Consider the following 13228-nt stretch of genomic DNA (forward strand, 5'->3'; position numbering starts at 1 on the left):
TAAACCTCATACGTTTTACTTGTAAGGATTCCCCTACTTATCCACTTTTTTCATAACAAAATAGGCACAGCCGAAATTACAATACTCATACAGATAGTCGTCTAACGTACTAATCTTCGTATCAAAGGTAGCTTTAGGATTTTGATCATCAAAAAAACCACGTAGTCTTAATTGACCATAGCCCCAATCGCCTACAATAAAATCATATTTACTTAAAATATCGCTGAAACGTTGCTCAATAGCTTCTTCTTGAAACCCTTGTTTTTCATCATGTATAACTTCATAATTTTTTCCTTGTATGACAAACACAATCGATCACCTCTTAGCTCTTCTAGTGTATCATAATTTGGATTTTTTTACTTTTAAAAATCATGATAACACAACATTTTCTAGCATGAACTTTTAAATATGACTAAACCTATAAATAGGGAGAGGAGATGACCATATCATAAAGGAGCGTGTTTCCATTGAACTGTAAATCATGGTTAGCTACTGTAGCTTTAACTTCCACATTGGTGATTAGTGGATGTGGAATGAATAATGAGGGAGCAATGGATATGGATGATGCTGACCAATTCAATGCTGCCGGATATAACAATGGCCAGGCAAAAAATAATGGTTACAACAATCAGAAAAACGGGCGTAATGGCATGGACGAAATGGGAGACTACGGTGATACCAATCGTTCTGAAAACTTCAACTATACGGCTACCAAGAATGATAATCGCAAAAACGATCAATTCGGTTTTGTGCGTTATACAGAAGATCAAGTAGGTAAAGACGAAGATGAAGTTCGCTATGGTGTTATGGACCGTGAACATGTATCTGATTTGATTACGCGCATGATGCTTCAAGGTCAAGGTATTAAAGATGCTGCAACATTAGTAACTGACGCTGAAGCACTAATTGCTTATACACCAAATGGTGAAGTGGAGCGTAATGAAACTGCAACCATTGCTAAGAAAACTGCTATGTCTGTTCTTCCACGATACTATGAAGTTTATGTAACGGACCAAGATGGAGCTCATAAAGAATTAGCCAATTTAAGCAAAATGAATACTAGCAATGAAAATTACAAAGATCTTCTAGAACAAACCATTGCTGAGATGCGAAAGTCTCCTCAAGGTGAAAAAATGTATAACGACGAAACAAAGTCCATGAAAGATAAACGAGATGTAGAAAAAAATGAAGGTATGGAAAACATGGGGATGAATAAATAACAGTATTGAGCATTTTGCTTTTAAGACCAGTATTCATAATACTGGTCTTTTTAACATTTACCAATCATGTTTTTCTTATCATTTCGCACACTAAAGGTAACGAAGTAATTAGGAGGTGAAAGACGCTTGCTTAAAGTCATAAAGATAGTAGCATTATTATGTGTGCTTGTTCCTACTTCTGCTTTAGCAAATAATGAAGAAAATCCTGCTGAGCAAAGAATGACCTTATTTAAAAGCATGGAAGCTATAACGCAAATACCATGGTACTATTTGGCGGCTATTGACCAATATGAACGAAATGTCCAAAAAAAACCCGCATCAAATGGAGCGATTGCGATAACAATCCCGCAAGAACAGTGGAGTGGAGTATCTAATCCTAGTCAGAAAGATGCATTGACTCTTGAGGAGGTCGCATTATTTAATGGGATGGGCACAGATGGAAATGGGGATGGCATCGCTGATCGTACAAATGATCAAGATATACTTTACTCCATAGGATCATGGATTGGAAAATATGGAAATACTCCTCATGATATTAAGATTGCACTTTGGAATTATTATCAACGTGATCTTTCCGTACAGACCATTATGAATACAGCTAAAGTATTTGATACCTACAATTCTAATCAATTAAATGATCATATATTTCCAGTACCATTATTTCATAATTATAGTTATAAAAATACATGGGGAGATCCTCGAGGCTTTGGGGGAAGAAGAATACATGAAGGAACTGATATCTTTGCGAATTACGGTGTCCCTGTTCGAGCAACATCTTATGGTGTGATTGAAATGAAAGGTTGGAACAAGTTTGGTGGATGGAGAATAGGCGTTAGAGATATCAACAATATTTACCACTATTTTGCCCATTTAAACGGTTTTGAAAAAGGAGTAAAAGTTGGTCAAGTTGTAAAACCAGGTGATGTCATTGGATATGTTGGCGCAAGTGGCTATGGTCCACCTGGTACATCCGGCAAGTTCCCTCCCCATCTCCATTATGGAATGTATAAAGATAACGGATACAGCGAGTGGTCATTTGATCCTTACCCGTCGTTAAAAAAATGGGAAAGAGAAACAAGAAAACAAAAAAATAAGTAAAATAAGTTATTCAGCAAACAAACAATGAATAATGAAGACTTGAAGTTCGAGATATCAAAATAACTGCACAATCAACGGTCCAATAAAAGACCTTTGCTTAAAACCTACATGAAAAAAGGATTGGATCATCGAGATCCAATCCTTTCATTATTATTTAGAAGATTTTATCGCATTGGCTATGCTTGCAGCCAATCCTCCCCAAATCAATACCATACTAATAATCATCATAATAATCGCACTTGCTTCCATTAGCTACCTACCTCCTCGTCTGAGTTAACAGAATGATTTACTCCCGCTTTCCATTTCAGTTTTGTGAAGATGGCAGCGACTACAATAACTAATGCTAAAGCTCCCATCCCCCAAGGTCCTACTAATGAAAGTGGATATTCATCAACATACGGAGCCGTGAATTCGCTGTATAGTGATGCAATCATCATATAACCGAGTAGAATTGGTGTAATAACGGTTAAGCAAATTGTCCACCATGATCCTAGACGAATTTGAGATAGACCGTTTGCATGCTCCTGAAGGTCTTTAACTTTACGCAATACCCAAGCCAAGATGATAACCTCAATTAAACCACTTAATCCTACTCCTACTGTCAATACATAACGGTCAACAGCAGTTAAGATGTGTACGCCACCTTTTGTAGCATATAGGATAGAAATTAAAGCAGATAAACCGCCACCAAACGCAACGGCTTTGGTTCTGGAAATATTAAATTTCTCTTGGAACGCAGCAATATAAGTCTCACTGATGGATATAAGTGAGGAAAGTCCTGCAAGAACTAAGGATGCAAAGAACATGAATCCAAATAAACCATTCAAGAAAGGCATCTGGTTAATAATTTGCGGGAAGATTGCAAAGGCAAGACCTACACCATCTGCCGCAAAATCATCAATCCCATTACCTGTTGAAGCTGCTACAAATCCAATTGCACTAAATACCCCGATACCAGCAAGTAATTCAAAACCTGAGTTACTTAAACCAGTAATGAAGGCGTTATTTGTAAGATCTGATTTCTTCGGTAAATAACTAGAATACGTAATCATAATAGCGAAACAAATAGATAAACTAAAGAAAATTTGCGTATAAGCAGCTGTCCAGACGCTTGGATCGCCTAATTGGGACCAATCAGGTGCAAAGAATGCGTTAAGCCCTTGCGCTGCACCTTCTAATGTAACAGCTCTAAGAACAATAATTAAGAATAAGACCACTAATGCAGGAATGAAGATTTTGTTCGCTGCTTCAATTCCCTTTTTCACACCTTTAAATAAAACTGCTAGTACGACTGCCCATACAATGACAAGTGGTATAAAGACACTTGGAACAATACCACCAATAGATCCTACTTCACCTGCTTGAAGGTAACTACCCATTAAGAATTCACCTGTATTCTCTCCCCACGTTAAATTGAAGGAATACACCGAATAAGCAAGTGCCCAAGCAATGATAACTGCATAATACGTAGAAATACCAAATGATATAAAGACTTGAAGCCACCCAACATACTCTGACTTTTTATTCAGTCTTGAGAATGTTAGTGGAGATGAACCACCATACTTATGTCCCATAATAAATTCCATGATTAGAATCGGGATACCTGCTGTAAATAATGCAATTAGGTAAGGTAGAAAGAATGCTCCCCCACCGTTGTCGTAAGCAACATATGGGAAGCGCCATATGTTCCCAAGACCGATAGCCGATCCTACTGCAGCTAGAATAAATCCAGCTCTCGTACCCCATTGCGAACGTTGTGACATAAAAAAAATCCCCCTTCACTCTTTTTCCCTTTCGTGATTCAATCATATGCTTGAACCAATAAGAGAATGTTCTAATTCTTTTTTTTATTCTGACTTTTCTTTCTATCAGTTGCTTGTATTATAACCAGCCCATAAAAGAATGTAAAGCAGTTTCGCAAATTTTCAGTAATTTTAAAAATAGGAAAAATAGACCAGAACCGATTATCCGGCTCTGGTCTCATATTTTCTATGCATTCTGTGGTTTTGGCTTAAATGAAAATGCAATAATAAATACAATGACAATTGTTACTAGTAATGAAATAAACGTATTCGTTGTTAATCCATATAAAAGGTATCCAACTGCTGCAGCTAAAGCAGATATAAAGGCATAAGGTAACTGCGTCATAACGTGATCAATATGATTAGAACCAGCACCTGTCGAAGAAAGAATAGAAGTATCTGAGATAGGTGAACAGTGATCTCCAAACACACTACCTGCCAATACAGCTGCCAAGGATGGTAAGAACATCGCAGCATCCGTATTCACTGCTATTTCTCCTGCAATTGGTAGCATAATACCAAATGTTCCCCAAGAGGTTCCTGTGGCAAATGCCATAATCCCAGCAACAATGAAGATAAGGAAAGGTAGGTATGATGCCGTAATAGATGCCTGTTTCACTCGTTCAGCTAAGAAGCTTCCTGTTTCAAGCCCACCGATAATAGATCCAATCATCCAAGCAAGAATTAGAATATAAATCGCTGGTAACATCGCCTTCACACCTTCTACAAATACTGTTCTGACAGGTGATTTAGGCTTACCCTGGTACGTATAAAGATATAAACCAGTTAACACAGCAAATAATCCACCAAAGAACAATGATTTGTTTACATTCGTTGAGGCGAAGATAGATAGTAACGTTACCTCTCCTTCACTCCCTTGTACACCCGTGATAACCATTGCAGTGACAGTGGCTACTAAAAGAGTAATAATGGGCGCTAGTAAATGGAGGACCTTCCCGTTCGAATGTTCAACAAACTCACTATCTAAATCCCCTGGTACTTCTTTCCCTTTTGTGACCAATTCTCCTGTTGTTTCAGCACGTTGTTCATGCTTTTTCATTGAACCGATATCAAACCTAAATAATATAGTTAAGAATACTAGTAAAATGGCTGCAAATACATAGAAGTTCAAAGGAATCATCTTCACAAAGGCCTCTAACTCACCAAGCTGAGCAAGACCTTCCGTCGAGATAATCCCGCCTATTGTACCAATAATAAAGGCACCCCAACTTGAAATTGGAGATATTACTGTGACCGGAGCTGAAGTTGAATCGATAATATAAGCCAGTTTCGCCCGAGATATTTTATATTGATCAGTTAATGGACGCGCAACCTGACCGATAGCCAAACTATTAAAATAGTCATCAATAAAAATGATAATACCGAGAATTGCAGGCATGGTCTGGGCTCCTTTACGCGTACGAATGCGTTTGATCGCCCATTCTCCAAACGCTCTGCTGCCTCCAGAAGCAGTCATAAATGCTGTTGTAATCCCTAATAAAAGTAAAAAGGATAATAAATAAAGGCTTCCCCATTGAACCGCACCATCAGCATAAAAGATAGTATAGAATGTAGACCATATTTCAGATAGTGAAGCTCCTATAGAGAAGTTGTGAAGCATAAATGCTCCAACTATAATCCCTGCTCCCAAGGATAGAAGCACTTGTCTTGTTAGCAGTACAAGAACCAACATAATAAATGGCGGTATGAGTGAATAAATCGTTCCTTCCATCGTTGTCCCTCCGTTTTGTTTTGATGTCTTCCTTCGTTGACTCTATCTAATGAAGGAAAGGAACGATGGATCTCAAGATGCTAATACTGTTTGTGTACATAGACCAATTCTATGTGTTCATCGAAGAAATGCGAGGAAAATAGAAAAAGCAGGCAATGATAGAGTAAATAACCTATCATTACCTGCTTTGTAAGTAGCAAATAATATCGTTATCCTCCATCTCGATCAGTAGCGCATCATGCAATCCAATCGTCCGGTTTGCATGACAGTATATTCCTTATTCAAGAACATACCAGCGTAAAAAACATGACAGTTTTTCACACTTCGGCAAGTAGCCCTTTCACCCTTTATCAACGTTGTCATTCTCCAAAGAGTTACTAATACTAAATGCACCTCTACCTCATCGATATGATAAGGTTTGGCAAATTCAATTTTAAGACGTTACATATCATATCAAGATTTTTAAATTAAGGCAAGGGACTAGTTGGAATTTCTATTGATGGATTTGTTCCTTCCCCACCACTACCTCCATTGAAATATGGTACCTCCCCTTGGATGGATCCTTGTGTAACGAGGATTTCCGTATTGACTAATGTTGTGTCCGTTGAAAATGGGAGTACAATTTGAAGTCGGACCTGCACATTTACCTTTACTTCAAATACCAAATTATTAATCCCCCATTCCCGAAATGTATTGATAACATTCGATTCGACATCCCCAATTGTTTGAAAATGAACTGGGATTCTAGGACCCAGGTTAGCAAGAATCGTACTATTAGTCGCCTGGCCTAATGGAATATATGCAATCGTTGGCTTATCTTTTACTTCTTCTTGTGTTTCTTGTTCTTCTTGATCGATATCGATGTCTAATGAAGAATCGACTCGATCACCTTCTTCTTCTAATCGTTTTAAGAATTGATTAACTCGAAAATAAGTATCACGTTGTACTCTATTGATTGCAGAAGAATTCCAAGTCACAAAAGTAGTATTTCCTTCATTATCTTTCTCCACTATTATCATATCTTGAGGATTTAATTCATCAGCTACTTTTTTATTTACTGCTTCAATTATTGCTTCCCTGGCAAGTTGCTCTGTTCTAAGTTGGGCGATTTCCATTATCTTTGGTTCAATGCTTCTATTTATAAACCATAAGCTTCCGAATGTACTCACAATAAAAAAGATTAATGTAATGAATGCGATTTGTCCCGGTGGAGGCGGCGCCATTGCTTTTTGATGTGGTTTGTATTTTTTCATAAAAAACCCCCTCTCCTAAAACATATGCAGGTTAAGGACAGGGGTTGCTATTTTTTCAATTTTTATTATGTAGGAATCTTTATCACAGTGGAAGTAAAGAGTTAAACACTCTTACTTAACAAGGTGGTATCACAATCAATAACAACAAGGTTAAGTTCTTTTGACAAATCAATTTCATAGTATTCAGATACAGATTCACCTTGCTCTTCTAAAATACGAATGAACGGGCGATCACTTAATTCCGTATTTTGTTTGGACACGATGCCTTTTCTTCCATCACTTAAGAGCACTGTAAGTCCATTTGGATATACAGCTACACTTTTTCGAAATGCTTCTATCATATCAATATCAAAAAGTGTCCCCGCACCTGAATATAGAATCTCAAGTCCTTCATGGGGGAGCATTGCCTTGCGATAAACCCGATTACTCGTAACAGCATCAAATACATCTGCAATACCTAGAATTTTTGCATAGTAATGTATATCATCACCTTCTAAACCTCTTGGATAACCTGACCCATTTAATCGTTCATGATGTTGGTATGCACAGTGGGCTGCTACTAACGGGACAGTTGGAGTTTTCCGTAACATATTAAATCCCGCTTCTGAATGCTCTTTCACCATTTGAAACTCATCGTCTGTTAACTTACCGGGCTTGAATAAAACATCTCGCGGAACTAGGGTCTTCCCAACATCATGAAGCATAGCTCCATAGCCTAACTCCTCTAGTCTTTTAGCTGGTAAACCCAGTTCTGTGCCGAGAGCCAATGCATAGATTGTTACATTTAAAGAATGAGTAAAAATGTAGTCATCATATGTAAACACATCAGACAATAGATTTATTACTTCATGATCGCCCTGCACCTCAGCCAGAATATGTTGAACAACATTCATCATTTTCTGACCCGTTCGGTCAAATATAAATGCGTTTGCGATATCATCTGTTTTTTTCATCGTATCAAACGTGCTTTTAATAGTATTAATAGCATCTGTTCTAACTCGATCAGAAATAGGAAACATTGTTTCAATATCTGCAGTTTCTACATCCTCTATATAGACGTATGTTATGCCTATATCATTTAACCGCTCAATCATTCTTTGCGTTAAGGATACCCCAGAATTAATCAGTATTTGGCCATTTTCGTTATAAATAGTTTTGGACAGCTCATCACCTGGAGCTAAAGAAAACGTTGAAATGAGTCTCATGATATCCTCCAACTTAATGTAAATAAATCTCTCTATGTTCTTGATGTATTCTCCCAAATAGTACTAGTGGCACGTTTCAGGCGAACTCGATTCCTTGTTACCTATTCCCACATCATTTAAACAGTCTAAAAGTGCAAAAAGAACCTGTTACTTATTTACATCAAACAGGTTCTTAAGGTTCATTACTTTCGTATTATAAAAATTATACTATTATCTTTCTTTTTCGACAAGTTTTAGCAAAGCCTCTTTACCAATCATTCCCTCAACCCAGCCTACATTTTTTGCTCCAATAGTGACTTTTTCCAACGGTGCATTCAATAATTCATCTATAGAACGAACCCCTACAGCACGGGCTGCAATAATATTTCGGTCAGCTAACTTTTCATTTAGAAGATCCACATCAAGTGCTCCACACATGATATAACCTTCATCGTTGCTAACTACAAGTAAATTTGTTTCTGGAAGTTTTACTGAAATAGCTGTAAAAGGTCTACCCTCAATAAACACAGGTTGCACAGTTACCATCTATACCACACTCCCTTCTTCTACAAAGTATGTAGAAGGAGAGAAAAGGTGAGCGGTTTCTAGGTAATTCTTTTAATCGTGTGTGTGAGTAGGTCTCTTAACAATTCTGGCATGTAGTAATGCTTGGAAGGACTGTGAGAAATTTCAGGAAGAAGCTTCCCAAATGTAAAGGTATCAGCTGTAGCTACTTGATAAGTTTTATTTAAATCAATTGCTTCACCTTGTAACGTAACTCGCTTCACATGCTCATCACCTTCACTATCGGTTTCTGTCACAACTTCAATACCAGAAAAAATCATACGTCCAATAATTTCACCACGAAACCCAAAGCCTTTTAACTTTAATTCCATAAACCGTTTAGCATGAGCCTGACGAACAACCTCAAGAAGTTCATCTCCTTGTAACGCTACTCTACACGGGTTCATGGGATGAGGACAGATTCGGTGAATATCTCCTCTCGTAACGTCTCCTTGACTAAAACCATCCAACAAGACTCCAGCATTAAGCATTGCACAGTCAGCACTTGTCCAATCTTTTAATGTATGGACTAGTTCCTTCATAATATGGGATTCTTGAAACCAGTTAACATGAAGTGGAGTATATAAATGGGCAACCGGTTGTCTTAAAATAACATCTGCCTTTTCTTGATACTCCGCTAACTGATCCTTTGTAGCTTGATCCTCATCTGTATGATTCACCTCATAAGCATACGCCTGTTTTTGGTTAAGTTGTTTGCGCTCAGTATCCCATGAAAGGACCACCTCACCAACATAGACTCCATGCTTTCCGGCAGCTGTGAGTAGTGTATTATTGATTTTCTCTCCATCTTTAAATAAGTGATGAGTATGCCCACCAATAATGAGATCAATATCATCATACCTGCGGGCTATTTCTTGATCGTCATTAATCCCCAAGTGAGATAAAAGAACAACAATATCAGCTTGTTCCTTAACTTCCATTACTATTTGATCTAGTAGCTCAAATGGTGATGTTACTTCCCAACCTAACAACTCATAGAAGGCTTTAAATGGTGCCGTTAATCCGATTAATCCAAGCGTTGTTCCATTTTCGGTTGCCTTTAACGTGTATGGTTTTAACCAGCTTGGATCTTTGCCATCTTTGTTTGCTAAATTAGCACAGACCACATCAAAATCTGCTTGATCATAAAGCGTAAAAAGATCCTCATGGGTAAGTGTTATTCCCTCATTGTTTCCAATTGTAGCTACATCATAAGAAGCTTTATTTAAAAGCTCCACATTAGCTTTCCCTTGCATCGCTTCTGCAATTGGATGAAACCGGTCCACATGGTCACCAATATCAATTAGAAACATCGGCTCGTTACGCTTTTCATGATGCTTTCGTTGCTTATTCCAATGACCTACAATTTTTGACCAATTCTCAAAATGACTATGTAAATCGTTGGTATAGTAAAGAAAAATGTTCTCTTTCATACAATCTACTCCTTACCCTATACCTTCCCAAATTAATCGAATACCAATCAAAATGAGAAGAATCCTTAAAGTCCAAACTACTGTTTCACTTTTCATTTTTTGGTTTACCTTCGCGCCTAATGTTCCACCAACCCATGCCCCAGGAATGAATAACAGTGTATAAAACCATGCAACATGTCCTAATAAGATGTGAGTTGTTGAACTTAGGATGCTCATGAAAAATATCATAAACATGGATGTTGCTGTAGCGATATGTGGGGGTACCCTAAATAATAAGATCATAGCAGGGACCATTAACGAACCACCCCCGATTCCAAATAAACCTGATAATATTCCTACTCCAAATGCCATGAAGGCACCTGTTAAAATTGGAATAGAGTAGTGATACGTATGACCTTCTAAATCGATCGAGCTATGAACATACAGCGACTGCTTCCGAGGTGAATGAGGCCTTGTTTCTTTTTTACGTAAAAAAAATAAGGAAGATACAATAATCATGAGAATTCCAAACAAAAGAGTGAAAGGCTTCACTTCTATAAATTGATTCAACCAAGACCCTAAAATTCCACCTGGAATACTCCCAACTAAGAAGACAACACCAATTTTATAATCAATTCGTTTACTTTTTAGATACGAAATAGTGGAAGATAGCCCTGTAAAGACCATTACAATTAACGATATTCCTACAATCTTTTGAGGTGTTACCCATGAAAAAGATTCCGAAAAATGATTTAAAAATAACAGACTAGGCACCAGGATGGTTCCACCACCTATCCCGGCTATACTTCCAATAAATGCAGTAAAGAAACCAATAATGATAATAAGAACTGCAACCACTTTAAATTATTCCTCTCTATTCTAACTCTAATTCTACGTTTATCTTATCATCTTTCCCCATATAAAAACATGAATCGATGTTAAAATCCTTCTCTTATTCCATTATTGCCCCATTATCTTGAAGACTTGGATTCGAGATAATCTGGGTAAGAGAAATGTTTCCGTTGTATTATTTAGAGAAAAGATGGGCCTGGAAATAGCTCGCTTTCCTGCGGCCCTACAGGATGTAGGGTCGTTCGACGTTGTCACACGATGTGACGGTTTGAGTCGAACTTCATCTGGATCGATTCGTCTCCTCGGGCCAAAATGCGGCCCTGTGGGGTCTCGACACATCCGTTTTTCCGCGGGAGTCTCGCCATTTCCAGGCCCATCTTTGCATTCGTTTGGTTTAACGGAAACATCGCCATTTGTTGTGGGTGTACACAAATGATATACGTTCTTCGTTAGGCAAATACATATCTTTTTGTGACAAAACACATTTTATTAAAAGATATCTTGGTTGTTCTGCAAAGCATGAAACATATAGTCCCACCACCTTTATTCTAACTAAATCTATGGAAACATTCCTCCTTCGGGATTACCAAATTTATCTCGATTTCAAGTATTCCAGATTATGCGACTTATATGAAATAGTATCAAAAAAGAGCTATCCTATGAGGATAGCTCTTTTTGTTTATATTTATTAACCGATGGAACCTTCCATCTCGAATTTGATTAGGCGGTTCATTTCTACGGCATATTCCATTGGTAGTTCTTTTGTGAATGGCTCGATGAAGCCCATTACGATCATTTCTGTAGCTTCTTGCTCAGAAATTCCGCGGCTCATCAAGTAGAACAATTGCTCTTCAGATACCTTAGAAACTTTCGCTTCGTGCTCTAATGAAATGTTTTCGTTCATAATCTCATTATAAGGGATTGTATCTGATTTAGATTTATTGTCCATGATTAGCGTGTCACATTCAACGTTTGAACGAGCACCTTCAGCTTTTCGGCCGAACTGTACAATACCACGGTACGTTACGTTACCACCTTGTTTGGAGATTGATTTAGAAACGATAGTGGAAGACGTGTTCGGTGCCTGGTGAATCATTTTTGCACCAGCGTCTTGGTGCTGCCCTTTTCCAGCTAATGCGATAGAAAGCGTCATACCACGTGCGCCTTCACCTGCTAGAATAACAGAAGGGTACTTCATAGTTAGCTTAGAACCAAGGTTACCGTCTACCCATTCCATTGTTGCACCAGCGCCAGCTTTCGCACGCTTGGTAACTAAGTTATATACGTTGTTTGCCCAGTTTTGGATTGTTGTATAACGGCAATATGCATTATCTTTAACATAGATTTCAACAATCGCACTGTGTAGAGAGTTTGTTGTATAAACTGGAGCTGTACAACCTTCAACATAGTGAACAGATGCTTCTTCGTCTACAATGATAAGCGTACGCTCAAACTGTCCCATGTTTTCTGAATTAATACGGAAATAGGCTTGAAGTGGAGTGTCCACTTTTGCACCTTTTGGAACGTAAATGAAAGAGCCGCCGGACCAAACTGCAGAGTTAAGAGCTGCGAATTTGTTATCAGCAGGAGGAATGATTTTACCAAAGTATTCACGGAAAAGATCCTCATTCTCTTTAAGTGCCGTATCTGTATCTTTAAATACGATACCTTGATTTTCTAAGTCCTCTTGCATGTTATGATACACAACCTCAGATTCATACTGAGCGGAAACACCTGCAAGGTACTTTTGTTCTGCCTCAGGGATACCTAATTTATCAAACGTTTGCTTGATTTCTTCAGGAACTTCATCCCAAGAACGTTCGGTATTCTCAGATGGTTTTACGTAGTACGTAATCTCATCAAAGTCAAGTTCATTTAAATCGCCGCCCCATTGAGGCATTGGCATTTTATAAAACTGTTTAAGAGCTTTCAAACGGAAGTCAAGCATCCATTCTGGCTCATCTTTTTGATTCGAAATCTCACGAACAATATCCTCTGTTAGACCGCGTTGGGTACGAAAGATGGATACGTCTTTATCATGAAACCCATATTGATATTCGCCAACTTCTGGTTCTTTCTTTGCCATCGATCAAAACCTCCTTTAGGTAATA

12 protein-coding genes and 1 riboswitch are annotated in these 13228 nt (G+C 38.0%); of the genes, 2 read left to right on the top strand and 10 right to left on the bottom strand.

Annotation, left to right across the window (positions count from 1 at the left end):
* Positions 1-33: 33 nt before the first annotated feature.
* Positions 34-309: a YutD-like domain-containing protein gene (locus GLW08_RS18650; protein ID WP_160850140.1), complete on the bottom strand. Its 276-nt coding sequence runs from the start codon at positions 307-309 to the stop codon at positions 34-36.
* Between the two features lie 158 nt (positions 310-467).
* On the opposite strand from GLW08_RS18650, the gene GLW08_RS18655 reads away from it, so the two are divergent.
* Both GLW08_RS18655 and GLW08_RS18660 read left to right on the top strand, forming a co-directional pair.
* Positions 468-1220, top strand: a complete 753-nt coding sequence (locus GLW08_RS18655) for a YhcN/YlaJ family sporulation lipoprotein (protein ID WP_160850141.1) — start codon at positions 468-470, stop codon at positions 1218-1220.
* 126 nt (positions 1221-1346) lie between these two features.
* Complete coding sequence (locus GLW08_RS18660; protein WP_237458508.1) at positions 1347-2318, top strand: M23 family metallopeptidase; 972 nt, start codon at positions 1347-1349, stop codon at positions 2316-2318.
* Between the two features lie 150 nt (positions 2319-2468).
* On the opposite strand, the gene GLW08_RS18665 is transcribed toward GLW08_RS18660, so the two are convergent.
* The 9 genes from GLW08_RS18665 to sufB all read right to left on the bottom strand — a co-directional run bounded on the left by GLW08_RS18665 (position 2469) and on the right by sufB (position 13203).
* Positions 2469-2567, bottom strand: a complete 99-nt coding sequence (locus GLW08_RS18665; protein WP_084103181.1) for a methionine/alanine import family NSS transporter small subunit — start codon at positions 2565-2567, stop codon at positions 2469-2471.
* Complete coding sequence (locus tag GLW08_RS18670; protein WP_160850142.1) at positions 2567-4081, bottom strand: sodium-dependent transporter; 1515 nt, start codon at positions 4079-4081, stop codon at positions 2567-2569. Before GLW08_RS18670 ends, GLW08_RS18665 begins: the two co-directional genes overlap by 1 nt.
* A 226-nt stretch (positions 4082-4307) precedes the next feature.
* Complete coding sequence (locus GLW08_RS18675) at positions 4308-5852, bottom strand: Na+/H+ antiporter NhaC family protein (RefSeq protein ID WP_160850143.1); 1545 nt, start codon at positions 5850-5852, stop codon at positions 4308-4310.
* Positions 5853-6073: 221 nt separating this feature from the next.
* Positions 6074-6258: riboswitch (Lysine riboswitch) on the bottom strand.
* Between the two features lie 61 nt (positions 6259-6319).
* Complete coding sequence (yunB, locus tag GLW08_RS18680) at positions 6320-7105, bottom strand: sporulation protein YunB (RefSeq protein ID WP_160850144.1); 786 nt, start codon at positions 7103-7105, stop codon at positions 6320-6322.
* Between the two features lie 101 nt (positions 7106-7206).
* Positions 7207-8310, bottom strand: coding sequence for an HD-GYP domain-containing protein (locus GLW08_RS18685; protein ID WP_160850145.1), 1104 nt, complete (start codon positions 8308-8310; stop codon positions 7207-7209).
* A gap of 210 nt (positions 8311-8520) precedes the next feature.
* Positions 8521-8835 carry a YunC family protein gene (locus GLW08_RS18690; protein ID WP_160850146.1) on the bottom strand — a complete coding sequence of 105 codons (315 nt, stop codon included), beginning with the start codon at positions 8833-8835 and terminating at the stop codon, positions 8521-8523.
* Between the two features lie 59 nt (positions 8836-8894).
* Positions 8895-10286, bottom strand: a complete 1392-nt coding sequence (locus tag GLW08_RS18695; protein ID WP_160850147.1) for a bifunctional metallophosphatase/5'-nucleotidase — start codon at positions 10284-10286, stop codon at positions 8895-8897.
* A 12-nt stretch (positions 10287-10298) separates the two neighbouring features.
* On the bottom strand, positions 10299-11123 hold the full coding sequence (locus tag GLW08_RS18700) for a TSUP family transporter (protein WP_160850148.1): 825 nt from the start codon (positions 11121-11123) through the stop codon (positions 10299-10301).
* A 682-nt stretch (positions 11124-11805) separates the two neighbouring features.
* Complete coding sequence (sufB, locus tag GLW08_RS18705; protein WP_160850149.1) at positions 11806-13203, bottom strand: Fe-S cluster assembly protein SufB; 1398 nt, start codon at positions 13201-13203, stop codon at positions 11806-11808.
* Between the last annotated feature and the right edge of the window lie 25 nt (positions 13204-13228).

The sequence above is a fragment of the Pontibacillus yanchengensis genome (genome assembly GCF_009856295.1).
GTDB lineage: Bacteria > Bacillota > Bacilli > Bacillales > BH030062 > Pontibacillus > Pontibacillus yanchengensis_A.

Excerpts from the sequence above, each read along its gene's own strand:
- GLW08_RS18665 (WP_084103181.1), bottom strand. The coding sequence starts at position 2,567 with ATGGAAGCAAGTGCGATTATTATGATGATTATTAGTATGGTATTGATT.
- GLW08_RS18670 (WP_160850142.1), bottom strand. The coding sequence starts at position 4,081 with ATGTCACAACGTTCGCAATGGGGTACGAGAGCTGGATTTATTCTAGCT.
- GLW08_RS18675 (WP_160850143.1), bottom strand. The coding sequence starts at position 5,852 with ATGGAAGGAACGATTTATTCACTCATACCGCCATTTATTATGTTGGTT.
- yunB (WP_160850144.1), bottom strand. The coding sequence starts at position 7,105 with ATGAAAAAATACAAACCACATCAAAAAGCAATGGCGCCGCCTCCACCG.
- GLW08_RS18685 (WP_160850145.1), bottom strand. The coding sequence starts at position 8,310 with ATGAGACTCATTTCAACGTTTTCTTTAGCTCCAGGTGATGAGCTGTCC.
- GLW08_RS18690 (WP_160850146.1), bottom strand. The coding sequence starts at position 8,835 with ATGGTAACTGTGCAACCTGTGTTTATTGAGGGTAGACCTTTTACAGCT.
- GLW08_RS18695 (WP_160850147.1), bottom strand. The coding sequence starts at position 10,286 with ATGAAAGAGAACATTTTTCTTTACTATACCAACGATTTACATAGTCAT.
- sufB (WP_160850149.1), bottom strand. The coding sequence starts at position 13,203 with ATGGCAAAGAAAGAACCAGAAGTTGGCGAATATCAATATGGGTTTCAT.